Source organism: Flagellimonas sp. L-11, from assembly GCF_056857735.1.
On the sequence record NZ_JBSXNR010000042.1, the window covers coordinates 52,625 to 74,409 of the forward strand.

Here is a 21,785-nt window from a genome sequence, read left to right on the forward strand (position 1 = left end):
TTTTTACTTCTTACTATATCTTAAAACCATTCCGTATCAGAACAGTACAGAACGGAATAGTTTTCCCCTGACAATATCTTAACCTTGTGGAGAATCAGTTGCCTTACAGGTAATTGAGGGTTTATTTCGGCCAAACTCAGATACAAAAACCTTAGGTCGATTGCACAAATTAATTAACTAAAAACAAACTATGAGGACTAAAAAGACATTATGGTTAGGGGTTCTTTTTATGGTGGTTTGCTGTGGTTTTACAGCCAATGCACAGCAGCGGATTACAGTGAACGGAACTGTTACAGATGCCGAAACAGGTCAGCCCTTGCCGGGGGTTACTGTTGTTGAGCAAGGCACTACAAATGGTACAAGTGCCGATTTTGACGGGAATTATTCCATCGAAACGGCTTCGGATGGGGTGTTGACCTTTTCTTCCGTGGGGTATGCATCACAAAACATACCCGTTAACGGAAGATTGCAAATCAACTTGAGCTTATCGGTCGATAGCCAACAACTGGATGAGGTTGTAATCGTAGGATATGGTACCCAGACCAGTAGAAAGGTAACCGGTGCGGTACAGCAAATCGATTCTGAACAGTTGGCCGATATCCCAGTGCCACAGGTCACCCAAAAATTACAAGGTAGATTGGTGGGGGTACAAATCAATCAGACTACAGGTAAACCGGGTCAGGGAATACAGGTAAGGGTTCGTGGACAAGCTTCTATTTTAGCTGGAAGCGACCCGTTGTACGTAGTGGATGGTTTTCCAATTGTTGGGGACATCAGCTCCATTAATCCAGATGAGATTGAAAGTATCAGTGTATTGAAAGATGCCGCTTCAACATCCCTATATGGTTCAAGGGCGGCCAATGGGGTTGTACTTATTACGACCAAATCTGGAAAAACGGAACAGGGCGGTTTCTCCATCAGTTATTACGGAGGAGTCCAGGTAGTTCCACAAAAAGGACGGCCGGATTTGATGAACGGTCAGGAGTTTGCCCAATTCAAAAAGGAATCTTTTGAGGATTTGGGACAACCAGTACCAGAACCATTTCAAAACCCAGAACAGTACGGGGAGGGTTATGACTGGTACGATGCCATGTTCCGAACAGCACCGATACAGAGCCTTAACATTAATTGGAATGCTCGGGGAGAAAGATCTTCCGTAGCTGTTGTTGCAGGGGTTTTTCAGCAAGAGGGTGTTATGGTCAATTCGGATTTTAAAAGATATTCCTTAAGAGCAAACTCCAAATTTAAATTGAACGATGAGTTGGATCTTGGGATTTCTGTAGCGCCAACTTACTCGATTGACAACCTGCCAAGTTCCGATGGTGCATTTTATGCGACCAATGTAAACGCCGGTATACCAGGAGGTTTGGTAACCAATGCCATGCAGACCTGGCCAATTCTACCATACAAGAACGAGGATGGAACTTTGCCATTAACGGCCTGGATTCCGGGAATCAGTGCATTTCCGACTCCAAACTGGTACCGAGCGGCCAAAGAGATTACTAACGAAACAAAATCAATGAGGGTTTTGGGAAATGTGTATTTACAATATAAACCTATTGATGGTATGCAAATAAAGACCTCTATTAATGGGGATTTCGGAAATTCATCCTTCTTTAACTTTAGTCCGTCAACAGTATCGACCACATTTGCCGCATTGCCTCCGGCAATTGCAACTTCTATCAGAAGAGATAGCAATTACTTGAGCTGGTTGAATGAAAATACAATAACCTACGCAAAATCTTTTGGAGACCACAATTTCGAAATCTTGGGCGGAATCTCTTATCAAAAATATGAAGCGGACAATACGCAATTGTACTTGTCCAATTTTCCTGATGATAGGGTTCAAACGATTCAATCTGCATTAAATATTGACCGAACTCGCTCTTTCAACAATATTAATGAGTGGAGTTTGACATCATATTTCTCTCGCTTGAACTATGATTATGATGGAAAGTATTTGATTACCCTCGCCCTGCGTCGTGACGGATCCTCAAGATTTGGTTCCAATAACAGGTGGGGTAACTTCCCTTCAGTTTCTGCGGGTTGGGTGTTCTCTGATGAATCCTTCATGGAAAATACGGATTTCGTCAGCTTTGGTAAAATCAGGGCCAGTTACGGTATTATCGGTAACAACAATATTGGGAACTACACCCAATATGCCTTGGTGGACAATTCCTTGAATGCTGTTTTCGGTAATTCCGTTGTTAGTGGGGCTGGCCTTACCACCTTAGGAAACTCTAACTTGGGTTGGGAGCGTACCAAGCAATTGGATATTGGTTTGGATATGAGATTTTTTGATGACAGACTGGAGTTTATCTATGACTATTACAAAAAGAACACCACGGATTTGTTGTTCAATGTGGATATTCCACAGGAATCAGGTTTTACCAATTTTAACGATAACGTGGGAGAAATAGAATTCTGGGGGCATGAATTTGCCGTGGTAAGCAGAAACATATCCAACGAGAACATTTCATGGAATACCAACTTCAATATTGCTTTTAATCGAAATAAAGTGATCTCTTTGGCTGATGGTGTGGATAGAATCTTCAATCCCGGTGGAGCCTATACCAGTATAACACGTCCTGGAGAGCCTTTAGGTCAGTTCTGGGGATTGATCCATGATGGAGTTTATGACAACCAACAGGAGTTTGATAACTCACCACGTGCCGTGGAATCTGAAGTCGGAACCGTAAAATTTAAAGATGTAAACGGAGATGGTGTCATTACTTTTGGGAACGAGAACGATGACAGAACTGTTATCGGCAACCCATTCCCAGACTATATTTTCGGTCTCACCAACGATTTTAAATTCAAAAACTGGGATGCGAGCATCGTAATTTCAGGGTCCGTTGGTAATGATATTGCCGTAACCAATGACCAAGGGACTACCAATTTGGACGGTGTTTTCAATGTGCTTCGCGATGTGAAAGATCGTTGGAGGTCACCCGAAAATCCGGGAAGTGGGAGATATGGTAAAACCACTAGTGCCACTTTTATGGAGCGCGACTGGTTCAGTTCCCGATTTATTGAGGATGGAAGTTACCTTTCCGTAAAAAACATTACAGTCGGTTATAGCTTTCCACTAAAAGAGACCTCTTTTTTAAAGAGAGCAAGGCTTTATGGTTCAGTTCAGCAAGCCTTTGTTTTTACAAGTTATAGAGGGGTGAACCCAGAAATTAGCACAACTACCCAAGGTCAGCAGTCGAATGCATTGGCTCTGGGTTACGATTGGGGTGCATATCCGGTTCCGAGAACATTCACTTTAGGCTTCAACCTATCATTCTAAAAAATACTGTCATGAAAAAAATAATAGGAATAATAACATTAATAGCGACTGGCATATTTACGTCATGTACGGATGATTTTTTACAGCTTCCTCCGGAAGATTCATTGAGCCAGGCCGTTTTCTTTGAAACACAAAGCGATTTTGAACAGGCAGTCAATGCCGCTTATGTGCCATTGCGTGATTTGCAAGAAGTGCAGGGGCAAGGTGCCTGGGCCATGGGGGAGATGACTTCCGATAATACCTATTACAAGTATAATCCTAATTACAGGGCAGTACAGGATGGAGAAAGTATGGCCGATTTTTATGTAAACAACGGTAATGGTATTTTGACCAACAAATACACCTCCAATTATTTGATCATTGCAAGGGCCAACCAAATTCTAGCATTGATCGATGAAGTTGAGTTCGAGGATAATAATGTTAAGGACAATGTAAAGGGGCAAGCCTATTTTTTAAGGGCATTAGCCTACTTTGATTTGGTTCAGTATTTTGGTGCCGTGCCATTGCATTTAGTTCCTGTAACCGGTAGGGATGACGCTGCTCTACCTTTATCAACACAAGAAGAAATTTATACCCAGATTCTAAGCGACCTTGGCGAAGCTGTTGACTTGCTGCCCCTAAAATCTTCTCAAGAGGAAGGTAGGGCCACCCGTGGATCTGCCCAAATGTTGTTGGCAAATGTACATATGGTACAGGAAAGTTGGGGCAGCGCAGAATCTGTTTTGTCAGATTTGATAACTTCGGATGAATATGACCTTTTGGCTGATTATGCCAATGTTTTCAATCTAAACAACAAGAACAGTATAGAATCTATTTTCGAAGTGCAATTCTTGGAAGGAACCGAAGGTTTTGCCAGTTCATTTATGTACGAATGGTTGCCCATGCCTTTAACAGCTGAACAAGTAGCTTTGGTTTCAGGTGTGCCTAATTCTCAAGCATCAAACGTAGAAGGGTTTAATATACCTACTCCGGATTTATTGGAAAGCTATGAGGATGGAGATTTAAGAAAATCGGTGTCCGTGGATAGTATCGAAGTGGATGGAACCTATTTCCCCTATATCGATAAGTTTTGGCAACCACACAGCAATCCTGGACTAACAGGGGTCAATATGCCTATCTACCGTTATTCTGAGGCATTATTGTTTATGGCGGAAGCGGTTAACGAGCAAAATCGTCCCGGAGATGCTGAACCTTATTTGAATGCGGTAAGGGATAGGGCAGGTCTAGCTCCTTTGACCGGATTAAACCAAACCGAGATGAGACAGGCCATTATGGATGAGCGTAGAGTTGAATTGGCATTTGAAAACAAAAGATGGCTCGATTTGGTAAGAACAGGAACAGCCCAATCTGTAATGACGGCCTTTGGCGATCGTGTAAAGGCAAATCCGCAGGATTATTATTTCCCTGAAGGTTTTGGCCCGCCCGCTGCTGCCTTTACCACTATTTACGAGCTATTTCCATTACCGGCAAGCGAGGCCTTGTTGAACCCGAATTTTTAATGTAGAAAACAACAAATAAGGGTGAGTTAGTTGAAACAGGTCCGGTTTATGTTGGTCATGCTGGGCCTGGTTCATTTCAATGTTGTTTTAAATAATAGTATCGTTATGAAAAAAATAGTCACCTTTTTATTGGTCTTTGCTTTCCTTGCCGCCAACGCCCAGATAGAGGTATCCAAATTATACGTAGAGAACAAGGTAAACCCTATGGGAATCACCACGGACCAGCCAAGATTTAGTTGGGTCATGATTTCCAATAAACGGGATACCAAGCAAATATCTTATGAGGTAAGAGTATCGGAAAACAAAAATGAATCAGGCTTGGATGGAGTGTTTTGGAGTTCTGGAAAAATTGATTCCGGATCTTCCATAATGAATCTGTATTCGGGGCCCTCTTTGGAATCCGGAAAGGACTACTTTTGGCAAGTTAGAGTATGGGACAATCATGGACGTAAATCCAAATGGAGCCATGTTGGCTATTGGCAAATGGGGCTTTTGAATCCAGCGAAAGAATTTAAGGCCAAATGGATCGCACCGAGTTTTGAAAAAGATACCATTAATAGGCCAAGCCCCTATTTTAGGAAAGAGTTTGGTCTCACCTCAGATGCAAACGTAAAAAAGGCAACAGTCTATATTACATCGCACGGACTTTATGAAGCTCACATTAACGGTGAACGGATAGGCGAAGATTATTTAACCCCGGGATGGACTAGTTATGACCAAAGACTGCAGTACCAAGTTTATGATGTGACCGAAATGCTGTGCAAAACCAACGCTATTGGAGTTGTTTTGGGCAATGGCTGGTATCGGGACTACTTGGCTTGGGGCGAAAGGCGCAACCATTATGGAGATGACATTGCACTTCTTATGCAACTTCACATTCAATTTGAGGACGGTTCCGAACAAACACTGATTTCAGATGGTTCCTGGAAATGGAAAACAGGACCTATTCTAAATTCTGAGATTTATGACGGTGAACTGTACGATTCAACCTTGGAAATTGAGGATTGGACCCAACCAACTTATGAAGACGATGATTGGGAGCTGGTAAAAGTGGCGCAATTTAAAAAGGACAATTTAATAGGTACTGAAAACGAACCCATCAGAAAGCAGGAAGAGTTTGTACCCAAGGAAATTCTTAGTTCTCCAAGCGGAGAGACCATTATTGATTTTGGACAAAATCTAGTAGGTTGGATACAATTGAACATTTCAGGGAGAAAAGGACAAAAAGTGGAAATCCATCACGCTGAAGTATTGGATGGTGATGGTGATTTGTATCTGGATAACTTGCGTTCGGCAGAACAAAAAACAACCTACATATTGAATGGCGAACCCAACCAAATTTTGGAACCGCACTTTACCTTTCAGGGCTTTCGATATATTAAGGTAATTGGTTTGCCGCAAGAGCCCACTGCGGAAGATATTAAGGCCATAGCACTGTATTCGGATATGGAGGAAACAGGAAAGTTTACGACGTCCAATCCCATGCTGAACCAGCTACAACAAAATATAAAATGGGGACAAAAAGGCAACTTTATCGATGTGCCAACGGATTGCCCACAAAGGGATGAACGATTGGGGTGGACGGGCGATGCCCAGGCTTTTTTTAGGACGGCCTCTTACAATATGAACGTAAATAATTTTTTCGCCAAATGGATGAAGGATGTAGCCGTCGATCAATTCGAAAACGGTTCAGTGCCTTTCGTGGTGCCCAATGTGTTGGGACCAACAGCAGGGGGTAGCGCGGGATGGGCCGATGTGGCAACCATAATACCTTGGTATGCCTATGAACTTTATGGAGATAAAAAGCTCTTGGAGGATCAATATACTAGTATGAAGGCATGGGTGGATTATATTGGTGACCAAAGTGAGGACTATCTTTGGCAAACGGGATTTCATTTCGGTGATTGGTTGTTCTATTCCCCGGATGACGATCGTGATGGGAAAGCGGCAATTACGGATAAATACCTTATTGCCCAATGTTTTTACGCCCATTCGACCCAATTATTGGCCAATGCGGCCCGAGTTTTGGGCAAAAAAGAAGACGAGGCTTTTTACGGACAATTGGTAAAGGATATTAAAACTGCGTTTCAAAAAGAATATGTTACCCCATCCGGGAGATTGGTGTCCAGTACGCAAACGGCCTACGTATTGGCCCTTCAATTTGATATGCTCCCTCAAAACCTAAGGGCAGAAGCAGCCGATAGATTGGTGGAAAACATCAAGGATTACGGCTATCATTTAACAACAGGTTTTTTGGGAACACCCTACCTGAACCATGTTTTGAGCAGGTTTGGACATGCCGATGTGGCCTATAAACTCTTGTTGCAGGATACCTATCCCTCTTGGTTGTACCCTGTTACCAAAGGGGCGACTACTATATGGGAGCGCTGGGATGGCATAAAGCCGGATGACACCTTCCAGACCCCGAGCATGAACTCTTACAATCATTACGCATATGGTGCCATTGGAGAATGGATGTATCAGAATATAGGAGGAATTCAACCTAGTATGGAAGGTCCTGGTTACAAGAAATTTAATATAAAAATTATTCCTGGCGGGGAAATTACCCATGCGGATGCCAGTTTAGAAACTTACTATGGTGAAATAGCCAGCAGTTGGACATTGGAAAATTCAACCTTTACCCAAGCAATAAAGGTTCCCGTGAACACCATGGCCCATGTGACGCTTCCGTTTGGAACCATGGAAAGCCTAAAAGAAGGTAAAAAGGCTTTGGAAAAGGCAGAAGGGGTAACCATACTATCCTCACAAGGAGAATCGGTTGAATTGGACCTTGCATCCGGTGAATATTATTTTACGACCCAAGTGGAAATGGAAAACCTTAAAGAATCGGGTTTTGAGGGAACTTACAAAACCACTAGCGGTTTCTTTGATGAATTGACGGTGAACAAAAACCAAGACACCTATTATTTGACCATAGCAGAAACGACCATTGAACTGGTACCTAGTAAAGAGGATAGCAATCTTTATCTAGATAAAGAGGACGCTCAAAATAGCGTTAAATTGCAAAGAAATGCTCAAGGGAATGTGGTTTCTGTACAGGTTGTTTATCACGGACAACGCTTGGAAGCGGTACGTCAATAAAATTGTTAAACCTTAAATTTTGCCAAATGAAGCACACAAACCATTTTACCATATACTTTTCACTGGCTTTTCTGATGATATCCTGTGGACCAAAGACAGAGGAAGCTCCTACCTTTGATGCAGTTCAATTGGAAGAAGGATTTAAGAACCCACCGAATGAAGCCAAGCCAAGGGTTTGGTGGCATTGGATGAACGGTAATGTCACCAAAGATGGCATCCAAAAAGATTTGGATTGGATGGAACGTACCGGAATAGGCGGATTTCAAAATTTTGATGCCAATCTGTTCACTCCATTGGTCACCGATGAAAAATTGGTGTTCATGACCCCGGATTGGAAAGAGGCCTTTAAATTCACTACGGACTTAGCCATTGAAAAAGACTTTGAAATGGCCATTGCGGGTTCTCCGGGATGGTCCGAGACCGGAGGTCCGTGGGTGGAACCCAGGGATGGCATGAAAAAATATGTTTGGTCAGAAATTGAGGTGCAAGGAGGCGATACATTTAACAGTAAATTACCGGAACCGCCAAAAGAGACAAGTACATTTCAAAATGTTCCGCCAGAAACAGGCTTTAGTATGGATGGTGAACAAAGGGAACTTCCCCAGTTTTATGAGGATGCCGCGGTGATTGCTTACAAAATTCCGGAAGAAGAAGTTTCCTTGTCCGAACTGAATCCCAGTGTAACCTCAAGTGGCGGAAACTTTTTACTGGATGCCCTAACCGATGGGAATTTGCACAACGGAAGCTTCTTGCCCCCGGCAGCAGTGGGCGAAAAGACTTGGGTTCAATATGCGTTTAATGAACCCGTATCCTTTAAAAGTTATTCCGTGGTGGGGGCAAAAATAGGCTCAATGGCCGTATTTAGGGGCATGCCTCAAAATAGGTCCATTGAAATCAGTGACGATGGGGTTACCTTTAAAAAATTAGTAGACATTCCTGGGAGTATTGTTCCCCAGACCACAGGTTCTTTTCCTCCGACCACAGCCAAGTATTGGCGTTTTGTGTACAAAACTTTGCCTCCTTCCCCACCGGGAATGGAAGCTTTGTTCGGGGTAGTGAGCGAACCAAAACCAGAGGGCGTCGATGTCGCCGAGTTTGTCTTAACCAATACTTCAAGAGTGGACAGGTATGAGGGCAAAGCAGGTTTTACGGCATGGAAGGAATCCGATTCGGTGGACAGCGGGAATGATGAAGATGCCATTGGAAAAGAAAATGTAATTGACTTAACTGACAAGTTTCAGGGTGATGGAACCTTAGTTTGGGAGGTGCCCAAAGGTACCTGGAAGATCATCAGGTTGGGATACTCTTTAACAGGGCGTGAAAACCATCCGGCATCCCCGGAAGCCACTGGATTGGAAGTGGATAAATTGGATGAAGATGCAGTACGAAAGTACATCAACCACTATTTGGATCTGTACCAAGATGCCACTGGAGGCCAAATGGGCGAGTCCGGTTTGGGTTATGTCATTCTGGATAGTTATGAAGCGGGCCACATGAATTGGACGCACGATATGTTCGAGGAGTTTTCATCCCGTAGGGGCTATGATATGAGAACTTGGATCCCTGTGCTTACCGGTCGAGTAATCGAAAGCAGGGAGGCATCGGAAAGGTTTCTTTGGGATTTTAGAAAGACCATTGGTGAAATGATTTCTGACAACCATTACGATATTATTGGAGAGGAGCTCCATAAACGTGGCATGAAACGTTATACCGAAAGCCATGAAGGCAACCGTATCTTTTTGGCCGATGGGATGGATGTCAAACGAAATGCCGATATACCCATGAGTGCCATGTGGACCCCTGGTAGTTTGGCGGGAGGAATGGATGAGGAAGTGCGTAGTGAGGGAGATATCCGAGAGTCTGCCTCTGTTGCAAACATTTACGGAAAACCATTTGTGGCGGCAGAATCCATGACCTCCATTCAAAATGGATTTTCTTGGCATCCCGAAAAGTTAAAGCGTACAGCCGATCTGGAGTTGGCATCTGGGCTTAATAGATTTGTCATACATACCTCGGTACACCAACCACTTGATGATAAGATGCCAGGTTTCTCCTTGGGTCCCTTTGGTCAATATTTTACAAGGCAGGAAACGTGGTCAGGTGCCGGTGCTCAATCTTGGATAAGTTATCTGTCGCGAAGCTGCTATCTATTACAGCAAGGGCAAAATGTGGCGGATGTGCTCTATCTCTATGGTGAAAATGACAATGTTACCCATATCACCCAAGAAAGCCTGCCGGACATTGCAAAAGGGCATGAGTTTGATTTTGTCAGTCCAACCATTTTGCAAGAAGCCATTTCAGCTGAAGATGGTCAATTAAAGGCGCTAAGTGGTGTTAGGTATCAAATACTCCAATTGGACAAGGGAACACAAAAAATGTCGATGGCCGTGTTGAATAAATTGGCAGAATTGGCCAACGCAGGGGTAAAAATTAAAGGAACCAAGCCCTTGACCACACCAAGTTTGTCGGATGACGTTTCAGCTTTTCAATCCCTTGCTGATGAAATTTGGGCAAAGCCCAATGTTGGGGAAAATGTAAGTTTGGACATTGCACCCGATGTCCAGATTACCGAAACCGATCATGAAATCTTGTTCCGTCACCGAGCTTCCGGTGATTCACATATCTATTGGTTGAACAACCGCAATCTTGAGCCTACAACGGCAAAAATAGGTTTTAGGGTTACGGGCAAACAACCCAAACTTTGGCATCCGCAAACAGGAACAATTTCCGATGTTAGCTATGCTATGGAAGGCGAAACTACATGGGTAGAGCTTGATTTTGAGTCTTGGGATGCCTATTTTATACTTTTTGCTGAAGATACAGATCAAAAAAGTTTAAGCATACCGCAGATTTCCGAAGCGCCAGTACTAACTTTAGAGGGGCAATGGGATGTAGAATTCCAAGAAAAGAGGGGAGCGCCTGCATCCGTAACTTTTGATGCATTGCAATCTTGGACGGAAAACAAGGTTGAGGGCATAAAATATTTTTCTGGTACGGCTACCTATCGCAAAACCTTTGATTTTGATAAAACAGATGGTGGAGCATCATTTATATTGGATTTAGGCAAGGTTAAGAATATTGCCGAAGTCACCTTGAACGGACAGCCAATCGGTGTACTTTGGAAAACACCTTTCCAAATAGCAATTACCGATGCCTTAAAAAATGGCGAGAATCAACTGGAAATTGCAGTGACCAATGTTTGGGTCAACCGATTGATAGGGGATGCCCAACCAGATATTCAAAGAAAAATAACCTTTACCACCATGCCTTTTTATCAAGGTCAGGAACCATTACTTGAATCTGGTTTGTTGGGTGAGGTCAAAATTTTGCGTCAAGATTGAGCAAGCTGTAAATTGTCGGGACAGTTACAATGGCTAAAAAAGTGAGTGATATATTTCACTCTGTAGGCACAAACTAAAGGACTGGTCGAACATAGAATTAGACTGGTTGAAGGAATAGTATCAATGAATACAAGAAGAAATTTTATTAGAACAGTGGGGGCATCATCAGCATTGATGCTTCTTCCAGGTACCATGTTACCCTTTGGGTATAGCGGATGGGATATACCTGAGGAGTGGGTAGAAGCCGAAATCTCCAAAGGAAAGATAAAAGGAATGCGTTCGGCAGGTGTGAACATATTTAAAGGTATACCGTATGCTGGAAAAGTTTCCGGTGACCGTAGGTTTCGCAAACCGGGTCCATTGGCTTCTTGGACAGGGATTCGAGATACTTTTGAATTGGGACCACCTGCCATTCAAGCCCCTCGAAGAAACGAGCCTGCCCCTTCGGAAGATTGTTTGTTTTTAAATGTTTGGACTCCGGCCAATGATGATAAAAAACGTCCGGTGATGTTCTATAGCCATGGGGGTGGATTTGTAATCGGATCAGGAGGCTCTGCCGGGCAAGATGGAGCCAATTTGGCAAGAAATTTTGATGTGGTGGTCGTGGAGACCAATCACCGTTTGGGCATGCTGGGTTTTATGTATTTGGATGAAATAGGCGGACCTGACTATGCCGGTTCTGGAAACATGGGGCTTTTGGACATTACCGAAGGCTTAAAATGGGTAAATGAAAATATTCATGTATTTGGCGGTGACCCGGACAATGTGATGATTTTTGGTGAATCTGGTGGCGGGGCAAAAACCTCTTGTTTGTATGCCATGCCCGATGCATCACCATATTTCAATAAGGCCTCCATAGAAAGTGGGCCTGGTGTCCGTATGCTTACAAAGGATATGGCTGCTCGCAATACTGAATTGGTACTTAAGGAATTTGGTCTCACAAAAAACACTTGGAAAAAACTGTTGGAGGTCCCCACGGATGAAATTTTGAAGGTCCAGGCTAAAATTCCATTTGTGCCACCATTCCAAGAAAAGAAACATACCGGAGGATTAACGGAACCCACCGTTGGTGGTTTTGGCCCTGTGGTGGACGGCACGGTGCTTCCAAATCACCCATTTGATCCTACCGCGCCGAATATTTCCAAGGACAAACCCTTGATGGTCGGTTGGAACGAGGACGAATATACCTTCTTTGCATGGGAACGAAAGGACACGGAATTTGCCACACTCGATTTTGGGGGATTACAAACCAGGTTGGAGCCCCAGTTTGGAGCGGATACCTCAAAAGTTATCGAAACCTATAAAAAAGCACGGCCCGAGGCATCCCCAGCGGATATCTTTGTAGCCGTTTCTTCCATTGTGATGATGGGCTTGGGATCCATTGAAATTGCACAACGGAAGGCCAAGCAAGCTGGGGCACCCGTGTTTTTGTACAATTTTGGATATAAATCCGAAAAACTGATCCCCGGAACCGATTACCCCATGGGAACGCCCCATGCCATGGATATTTCCTTTAAATTCAACAATGAGCAGCCGCCCAAAGATGGAGAACCCGACCAACCCAGTTTTTTTGGAGGGGGAAGGCCGGAGCGTTTCATTGCCTCACACAATATGGCCGCGTATTGGACGGGTTTTGCCAAAACAGGGATACCGCATGCAACGGATTTACCCCATTGGCCTGCTTATAATTTGGAAACAAGACCGACCATGCGTATCGACACAAAATGTAAGGTGATACATAACAGATTTTCCCAAGAACTGGCCATGTGGCGAGAAATTGGACGATTGCCATAAACACGATTGATCAGCATATAAATTCTAAGCTATTTACAAACAACATGAGAAACTTTCTAACATTACTGATTTTATTTTCGACCCTGACCTTAATGGGGCAGCGTAGATCCGATGCCGAACCCGAATGGACGGCAACATGGATTACCCTTGGAGGTTCCGATGCCGAAGCGGCCGGAATGTATCTTTTCCGCAAATCATTCAATTTGGATAAGGCTCCAAATGAATTTCCCATCCGTATTTCGGCGGATAACCGCTACAAACTTTTTGTAAACGGTACCCTTGCCTCTGTTGGGCCCAACTGGGGCGATATCAAACATTGGAATTACCAAACTGTGGATATAGCCTCACACTTAAGAGAAGGGAAAAATACCTTGGCCGTAAAAGTGTGGAACGAAGCCGATTTGCGTGCTGTAGCTCAATTTTCCTATAAAACTGCCTTGATAGTGCAAGGACAAACCGAGTTGGCCAAAGTGGTGGATACCGATAAAAGTTGGAAGGTTATCGAGGATAAAAGTTATACCCCTCTGGAACAGCATATTAGAGGATATTACGCTGCCGGAGCAGGAGATTTTATAGATATGAACAAAACGCTAACCCATTGGAAAGCCATAGATTTTGACGATAGTTCATGGTCTTTGGCCGCTACTGTTTTTGAAGCGGTACAGCAAGGTTTTGGATTCAGGCAACAAGAAGGGTGGAACTTGGTACCATCAATTTTACCCGAAATGGAATTGACCAAGGAGCGTTTGGCCACGGTAAGAAAATCGGAAGGGGTGAAAGTTCCTTCATCTTTTCCAGAAAACCCCACAGATATTAAAGTGGATGCCAATTCGCACATCAAAATATTATTGGACCAGGAACATTTGACCAATGCTTATCTGACCCTATTGTTCAGTGGAGGGAAAAATAGTGTGATCACGGTTCAATATGCCGAGGGACTTTACGATAGCGAGGGAGCCAAAGGAAATCGTGATATTATCGAAGGCAAGACCATGACCGGAAGAAGGGACAGTATCATTTCCAATGGTATGGCCAATCAAGAATATACCTCATTGACCTATAGAACCTACAGGTATGTTGAGTTGGATGTGAAGACCAAAGATGAGGCATTGATTATCAATGATGTCCATGGTACGTTCACAGGATATCCTTTCCAAATGAAGGCCAATTTAATCTCCGATAGGGAAGAGCTTTCCGATATGATGGAAATAGGTTGGAGAACAGCACGTCTTTGTGCCGTGGACACCTATATGGACTGTCCTTATTACGAAAGGTTACAGTATGTGGGAGATACCAGGATTCAACATTTTGTTTCCTTTTACAATAGTGGTGATGATCGTTTGATCAAAAATGCCATTAATCTGATTGATTATTCAAGACAACCCAACGGACATACCTTGAGCAGATATCCAGATAGACAAGATCAAGTCATTCCAACCTATTCCTTGTGGTATGTGAGCATGCTCTATGATTATATGATGTACGGTAGTGATGCTGATTTTATCGCCAAAAAATTGATGGGCTCCCGTCAAGTATTGAACTATTTTATCACCTATTTGGATGATGATGGTTCTTTGAAAAATGTTCCCGGGTGGAATTACACCGATTGGGTACCGGAATGGAACTTTGGTATGGCCCCAATGGCTGAAGACGGTTCATCCGCGGCTTTGGACCTTCAAATGTTACATGCTTTACAATCAGGGATTGCTTTAGAAAAAGAATTGGGAAAACCTGAATTTGTAACGCTGTATACCACCATGGCCGATCAATTGACAGCAACCATTAAACAAAAGTATTGGGACGAATCCAAACAATTGTTCGCCGATACCCCGGCTAAAGAAAAGTATTCCCAACATGCCAATTCTTTGGCCATTTTAGCCAACATCGTGGATGAGGATACCAAAAAGGCCATTGGTAAATCCCTTTTGGAGAATGAGTCTTTGGCACCAACTTCCATTTATTTTAGTTACTATTTGCATTTGGCCTTAAATGAGGCAGGATATGGCGACCAATATTTGGAATGGTTGGATGTTTGGAGAAAGAATATGGAATTAGGGTTGACCACATGGGGGGAAACCTCGCAAGTGGAAACCACTCGTTCCGATTGTCACGCTTGGGGTTCCAGTCCCAACATTGAGTTTTTTAGAATTCTCTTGGGGATAGAAAGTGCTTCGCCCAACTTTAAAACCGTAAGGATTGCCCCAAATTTAGGTGACATTAAAAAAATTGGAGGAGAAATGCCTCACCCTGCAGGAATGATATCCGTGGATTACAAGAAGTCAGGTAAAAAGCTAGAGGCTACGATTACCTTGCCGGATGGTGTGACAGGTGAGCTTGTTTGGCAAGGAAAAAGTACTATGATCAAGTCTGGAACCAACACATTCAACCTATAAAAAAAGCATATTTGTCGTCAGAACAGATAAGAATGGTTATTTGGGAGTTATACCTTATAATTGGATAGAAAACTAAACAAACTTGGATGGATAATTATAACCAAAGGCAATCGAGCCTTTTGAGAAAAAGTACATTCGCTCTTTTTCTGCTGCTTTTTAATGTTTCTTTTTTGGCCATAGGCCAACTTTCCATAGAAAACTTAAGAGTGGACTATATGGAAGAACCTTTGGGAGTCGATATTTCCAATCCTAATTTCAGTTGGCAGATGAAGGCCGACGATAACGAAAGAGGATATGGGCAGCGAGCATATCAAATTGTTGTAACCGATGAGGATGGAGACTTGGTTTGGGATTCCAAACGACAAAACAATGCCGAATCTTTAGGGGTAGCCTATAGCGGTGAAACGCTACAAGCAAGAACTCGATACAATTGGAAAATCACGGTTTGGGACGAAAAAGGAAACACTTTCGAGGGGGAGTCTTGGTTTGAAACCGGTCTCTTGGAAAGCGACGATAATGCCGAAGCTTGGAATGGAGCACAATGGATAGGGGGGGACGATGAGGATTTGGTTTTCTACTCCCAGTATATATCCGTATATAAATTGGAATATGCCATACAGTTGGATGAAAAATCAAAATCCACAAAAGGTGCTTTTGTATTTGGTGCCAATGACAAACGATTGATGAACAGGGATTTGAACGTCCAAGGTGTTGAAAATGGCTTGGATGAAAGCTTTATCGCGTTTGAATTGGATATTTCCCAAGTGGACGGTTCAGAAAATAAACGCGCACAATTGCATGTTTACCGAGTAGGTTACGATACTGGGGATTCAAAAGATGCACCACTTTTTAGTTTCTCCATACCAAAGTCGTTGGTCAACGAAGCGAATAAATACGAACAACATACTTTTTATATAGACTGCAACTTTGGGTTATTTGATGTTTACTTGGATGGCAGGGAAAAGCAGAACAGGATTTCCAAATCCGATTTGGAAAACCCTTCACCTTGGGGGAGCCAAGGGTTTAATCTCAACCCAGTGGGCAGGGGCAACAATTACATCAGTTTCCCTATGGTGGGAGACATTGGTTTTTGGGCCAAAAAGGGCCAAAAAATGGTGATATCCGAACTTAAAGTGAAGAACTTCCGTCAACCTTCCAATACTTTGTTTCATGAAAAATTGAAAGATTCAGATTCCTATTTGGGTGTTTTTAGTACCGCTTCCAAGTCTGACCAATTAACAGTTTCCGCAGAAGGATACAGTATTGATGGCGATGATAAAAGTGCGCTCATTTTGGCCGACCCAAGTAAAAATGCCGCTCCCATGTTACGGTCAAGCTTTACCGTAAAAGATAAGGAGATACAAAAAGCCAGATTATATGTTACCTCAAGGGGTATCTATGAAATTTACTTTAATGGAGAACGCGTTGGGGACAGCTATTTTGCCCCCGGACTTACGCAGTACAACAAGACCCACATGTACCAAACGTATGACCTTACCGACCTATTGAAATCAGGAGAAAGGGAAAACATAATTGGTGCTTGGTTGGGCGAAGGCTGGTGGAGCGGCAATATTACCTATAGTGGTGAAAACTGGAACTATTTTGGGGACAGACAGTCCTTATTTGGTCAATTGGTTGTCACCTATACTGATGGAACGGAACAAATTTTGACCACCAATACAACGGATTGGAAGTTGTTCACTGATGGTCCCGTACGTTATGGAAGCTTCTTTCAGGGCGAGGTCTATGATGCCAACAAAGAGAGGGCCGTTCAAGATTGGTCCACTTCAACCTATGATGATTCTTCTTGGAAATCTGCCAGCGAGGTTCCACTCGAAGGAACCGCTTTTATAGGCGAAGGGCTGGATTATGACGATATGCAATTGGTTGGGCAAATAGGGGAGAACCCATCCATAGTAAAAACCTTGATGCCCAAAGCGGTAAAAGAAGTCAGGCCAGGCGTTTTTGTTTACGACATGGGACAGAACATGGTGGGCTTTCCGGAGATTGATTTACCTGAAGGAAAAGCAGGAGATACCATAACACTCCGTTATGCCGAGGTAACCTACCCCGATCTTGAGGAATCTGGTAATAATGTTGGTATGGTGATGCTTGAAAATATCAGGGCGGCACTGGCACAAGACATATATATAAGAAAAGGGGGAGAAGAAAGAATCAGTCCAAGATTTACCTTCCATGGATTTAGATATTTGGAGGTAACAGGTGTTGATAAAGTACTTCCACTTGGCAGCGTAAAAGGAAAAGTGGTCAGTTCCATAAAGGAACTGGCATCCCACTATGAAACCTCGAACGAACTTGTAAATCGTTTTTGGAAAAACATAACCTGGTCCTTGCGGGGCAATTTCCTCTCCATACCCACGGATACCCCGGCCAGGAATGAGCGAATGGGCTGGAGTGGTGACATCAATGTATTTTCAGAGGCATCTACCTATTTGGCCAACGTGGAACCCTTTTTAAGGCGCCACTTAGTGTCTATGCGCGATATTCAGAGAGCGGATGGCAGGTTTACCGATGTGGCACCTGTTGGTGGTGGATTTGGAGGAACACTCTGGGGAAGCGCAGGTATTGTTATACCTTGGGAGATGTACCAACAATATGGCGATGTCAAGGTCTTGGAGGAAAACTACGTAGCCATGCAACGCTATGTGAGATTTTTGGACTCCAAAATTGATAAAGGATCTGGAATTTTGAATGAAGGTCCATTAGGGGATTGGTTGAGTCCAGAAGGGTTTAAAAATGATAATACCTTGTTTTGGACGGCTTATCATCTGTACAATTTGGACATCTTGAAGAAGACCGCTTCCATTCTCGGGAAGACCAACGATGCTTCTAACTACGAAACGCAATACCAGCAAAAAAAGAAATTTTTTAACCAAACATATATCAACCAAAACACAGGGGAAACAGTGCATTCCGGGTTTGTAAGCCAAGGGTTTGGCCCACCGCCATCAGAGGAAGACCGACCCAAAAAAGGGGATTTGGTGGATACCCAGGCGTCTTATGCCATACCACTGCATTTAAAGGCATTTAATGATCAAAACAAAGAAAAAGCCGTGGATCAATTGGTGGAAAGCATTGTCCGTAGCAATGTGGACGAACTTGGGGTTGAAAGACCCGAGTATTCCTTGATGACGGGCTTTATTGGAACTGCCTCTTTGAACCATGCACTTTCCGAAAACGGAAGGCACGAAACAGCATATAAATTATTACAGCAAACTAGCTATCCGTCTTGGCTTTACCCGGTGGTCAATGGGGCTACTACCATTTGGGAACGATTAAATTCCTATACCATTGAAGATGGATTTGGGGGCAATAACAGTATGAACTCTTTTAACCATTATTCTTTTGGAGCCGTTGCAGCTTGGATGTACAATTACTCGTTAGGTATCCAAAGAGATCCCGACCATCCTGGTTTTAAACACTTTATTTTGGAACCCATACCCGATCCCACGGGTCAAATGACCTATGCCAAGGGATATTACGATTCCATGTACGGAAGAATACAAAGCGAGTGGAAACTGATTGATGGAGGATGGGAATATAGAGTAAGTGTACCGGCCAACACCACGGCAACTTTAACATTAAAAGCCGCCTCTATTAAAAAGGTGAAGGAATCTGGAAAAAAACTTAAAGCTAAGGAGGGTATTGGACAAATAAATCAAACCAATGGATGGCTTACCATGGAATTGCAATCTGGAAGTTATTTATTTACTATCCAATACTAGCAGCAACCATTTTGATTGGATTGACCTTTAACTTTTCTGATTAGAGAGATGCGTTGATTCCAAGAGAAGATCATATGCTACATTGTGGTACTTAAAGTTATGGGGAGATTGCGGTTAGTGGGTGTATAAGCTCATGATCGCCTGGGCTAAAATACTTGGAGACTCTATTTGTATAAAGGATATTCTTCATTTAAAACAATATTTTGTCAGCAATATAGTTGATTGACTTTCAAAAATTAAAGTACTGAATGTCAATCCGGTAATAATGGTTGTAATACCCTTAATTCAGGTAATTTATATGGTTTAATGCCGTGTCATTTTCGTGGTGAACAACAAATAAACCACCCTAATTCAATAAGAAAGGTTGTATTGGTGAAATGGTCGGACATACTGTTGCAACTTTTCAACCTGGAGGCCTTTGACCAAAAGGGCTAGGATAAAAAGGTATGGAAAGCAAAAAAAGGATACAATCCTAGCCATTTGGGCTTGTCCCTTTTCTTCATAATTTTGTCCGGGTGTTGGTTTTTTCACGCGGATGTTATTCCAAATGCAGGGATTTTGGGAATTCCACGGCATCCCTTCCCATATGGTAACGGGAGGCTGTCAAGGTCCTTTCGAGAAACCTCTTGATGTCCACCTTTGTAAATGAGCTGATATAATCTGGGTTCAGCCCTGGTTCAAAGGCATAGCACAGATTGCCTTCCGAAGCCTCCCCATCTATGAAGAGCAGTCCTAAGTGACGGGCCAAACGCTGAATGAAGGCCATCTTCATGTCCAACCGCAATAGCGCTTCCTTGGTATAAACGGGCTGGGACGGATCATGGACAAAAATTTCACCAAGGATCGCTCGCATAGGGATGGTCTTTGTTTTCTCTAAATATACATCATTGCGCTCTATCTGGCTCGGTCGGATACCGAGAACCACTTCAAACGGTTAATATAAGCCACTTTAATTATAACCTAGTTGACATATACAGTAACTTATTAATTGGTCTTACCATTTTTCCAAACCTGTTCAACTTTTCTAAGGTTTGCAAGGTCATTTAAGGGGTTTGCATTGAGAAGGACAAAAGTTGCCTTACTTCCTTTTTTAATTTCTCCAATAGGTAAATCAAAAGCCTTGGCTGCATTTCCAGTTGCTGTTTTAAGTACTTCAATGTTGGACAATCCTGCCATTTTGTATAGCTCTAGCTCCAAAAAGTAATCTTCCCCAAAATTCATTTGACCTTCTTGTGCATCAGTACCTGCCACAATCAATATCCCAGCTTCATACATTTTTTTTATTATTTCGGCACTTTCAGTTGCGTCTAAAAGATTATTTGATATCCATTCCCGCATAAACGGAGGAAGTCCATCCATCGATTTTAAATTAATACCTGCAGTAGGTACAACAAAAGCACCGCTAGACGAAATTGTGGTGTAATAGCTGTCCGGGACTGGAATATCTTTTTTCATACTCAGCATATGCACAAAACCATCGGGTTTAAATTTTGCAATGGTTTCCATTTCTTCAACTTCCCCGACATGCACCACAGCTTTGAATCCATTACTATGTGCGAGTCCTATAAGCCTCTTAATTTTATCATAGTCTAAAGTTGGGGCTGTTGGCTCATCCATCCATCCACCTAAAGTGTGAACTATTTTTATGTAATCAACCTTTTTGGAGATTCGATGATTTATCCAGTCCTCAACAGAAAGCGAGTCATTAATTGTTTCCATATCTGGGCTGAATTGAGTAGGATGCCCACCTGGTACTGTGGCTGCATGACCAGCTCCATAAAGAGTGGAAAAACCGATTGAATCTTTTGTCATTGTTTTCCAGCCAATTTCCCTTTCTTCCAATCCTGTATGCATATTCAAAAGAGTCAAAATACCTAAAGGGTAGCCTTCTTTTAAATCTTCCAAACTATTGGCATGTACATGGGCATTGACTAGTCCAGGTATCATGAATTTACCTGACCCGTCTATAGTTGAACCTGCATGTAATTTTTTTGCGGTTATTGCGGCTATTGTATCATCATTTATAGCCACATTCACAGTGCCTAGGTCTTCATAGCCATCAAATAAATTAACTTTTTCAATGACTAAATCATACTTTGGCGGTTTGTTACAGCCCATCAGAATTAAAGCTATTAGACTGAAAAACAGCAATTTATTCATATCATAAATATTGGTTCTATGTGGCTCAACTTGTTTATTAATCCAATTTTCTTCTGCATACAACACCAAATAGGTTGGCTACGCCCAAGTCTTCTGTTTTTAATGCAAGGCATGGCATTTCTGTAATTCAATAAGTCTCTGGGGGATATGGTCTTAAATATAAGAATTTTACGGAAAATCAGTGCCACATAAACTTAGTTCCAATACAGTGCTAAGTGGATAGGACGGTCAAGGTATATCATCTACGTCGTCGCCTCTGGCATAGCTCTGTTCGACATTTTTTTTTGAGCTCCGTTATGTACGCTCTTTTTGATATGGAAGTGATTTAAACTTTTTTGGATCGAAAGAAAGGGTTGCGGATATTTGTGTTGCCAAACATAAATAATTCCAAAACAACCCTTTATGTACAGTGTACTTGACAAAGATATGATAGAAATGGAAATTGTGCCATTTATACC

The 21,785-nt window shown here is 42.7% G+C and carries 9 protein-coding genes; 7 read left to right on the plus strand and 2 right to left on the minus strand.

The annotated features are described in order from the left end of the window. Positions 1-190 precede the first annotated feature (190 nt). The 7 genes from AC13CC_RS06595 (at position 191) to AC13CC_RS06625 (ending at position 19,167) form a co-directional block, all read left to right on the plus strand. Positions 191-3,292, plus strand: a complete 3,102-nt coding sequence (locus tag AC13CC_RS06595; RefSeq protein WP_326278726.1) for a SusC/RagA family TonB-linked outer membrane protein — start codon at positions 191-193, stop codon at positions 3,290-3,292. A gap of 11 nt (positions 3,293-3,303) precedes the next feature. Continuing rightward, positions 3,304-4,791: a RagB/SusD family nutrient uptake outer membrane protein gene (locus AC13CC_RS06600; protein WP_482877430.1), complete on the plus strand. Its 1,488-nt coding sequence runs from the start codon at positions 3,304-3,306 to the stop codon at positions 4,789-4,791. A gap of 105 nt (positions 4,792-4,896) precedes the next feature. Further along, complete coding sequence (locus tag AC13CC_RS06605) at positions 4,897-7,893, plus strand: alpha-L-rhamnosidase (RefSeq protein ID WP_326278728.1); 2,997 nt, start codon at positions 4,897-4,899, stop codon at positions 7,891-7,893. Positions 7,894-7,919: 26 nt separating this feature from the next. Further along, positions 7,920-11,234, plus strand: a complete 3,315-nt coding sequence (locus AC13CC_RS06610; protein WP_326278729.1) for a glycosyl hydrolase — start codon at positions 7,920-7,922, stop codon at positions 11,232-11,234. A 123-nt stretch (positions 11,235-11,357) separates the two neighbouring features. Then, positions 11,358-13,028 (plus strand): carboxylesterase/lipase family protein, encoded by a 1,671-nt coding sequence (locus AC13CC_RS06615; RefSeq protein ID WP_482877432.1) that lies wholly within the window; start codon positions 11,358-11,360, stop codon positions 13,026-13,028. A gap of 44 nt (positions 13,029-13,072) precedes the next feature. Then, on the plus strand, positions 13,073-15,421 hold the full coding sequence (locus tag AC13CC_RS06620; protein ID WP_482877434.1) for an alpha-L-rhamnosidase-related protein: 2,349 nt from the start codon (positions 13,073-13,075) through the stop codon (positions 15,419-15,421). A gap of 86 nt (positions 15,422-15,507) precedes the next feature. Beyond that, positions 15,508-19,167: an alpha-L-rhamnosidase gene (locus AC13CC_RS06625; protein ID WP_482877436.1), complete on the plus strand. Its 3,660-nt coding sequence runs from the start codon at positions 15,508-15,510 to the stop codon at positions 19,165-19,167. Between the two features lie 538 nt (positions 19,168-19,705). On the opposite strand, the gene AC13CC_RS06630 is transcribed toward AC13CC_RS06625, so the two are convergent. Beyond that, positions 19,706-20,020 carry a hypothetical protein gene (locus AC13CC_RS06630; protein ID WP_482877437.1) on the minus strand — a complete coding sequence of 105 codons (315 nt, stop codon included), beginning with the start codon at positions 20,018-20,020 and terminating at the stop codon, positions 19,706-19,708. Between the two features lie 131 nt (positions 20,021-20,151). Then, a complete protein-coding gene (locus AC13CC_RS06635; RefSeq protein ID WP_326278734.1) occupies positions 20,152-21,390 on the minus strand; it encodes an amidohydrolase family protein in 1,239 nt (412 codons plus the stop codon). Positions 21,391-21,785: the final 395 nt, after the last annotated feature.

What these genes read in the sequence shown, in the direction of transcription:
- AC13CC_RS06630 (WP_482877437.1), bottom strand. Translation starts at nt 20,020, where the DNA reads ATGCGAGCGATCCTTGGTGAAATTTTTGTCCATGATCCGTCCCAGCCC.
- AC13CC_RS06600 (WP_482877430.1), top strand. Translation starts at nt 3,304, where the DNA reads ATGAAAAAAATAATAGGAATAATAACATTAATAGCGACTGGCATATTT.
- AC13CC_RS06620 (WP_482877434.1), top strand. Translation starts at nt 13,073, where the DNA reads ATGAGAAACTTTCTAACATTACTGATTTTATTTTCGACCCTGACCTTA.
- AC13CC_RS06595 (WP_326278726.1), top strand. Translation starts at nt 191, where the DNA reads ATGAGGACTAAAAAGACATTATGGTTAGGGGTTCTTTTTATGGTGGTT.
- AC13CC_RS06625 (WP_482877436.1), top strand. Translation starts at nt 15,508, where the DNA reads ATGGATAATTATAACCAAAGGCAATCGAGCCTTTTGAGAAAAAGTACA.
- AC13CC_RS06605 (WP_326278728.1), top strand. Translation starts at nt 4,897, where the DNA reads ATGAAAAAAATAGTCACCTTTTTATTGGTCTTTGCTTTCCTTGCCGCC.
- AC13CC_RS06615 (WP_482877432.1), top strand. Translation starts at nt 11,358, where the DNA reads ATGAATACAAGAAGAAATTTTATTAGAACAGTGGGGGCATCATCAGCA.
- AC13CC_RS06610 (WP_326278729.1), top strand. Translation starts at nt 7,920, where the DNA reads ATGAAGCACACAAACCATTTTACCATATACTTTTCACTGGCTTTTCTG.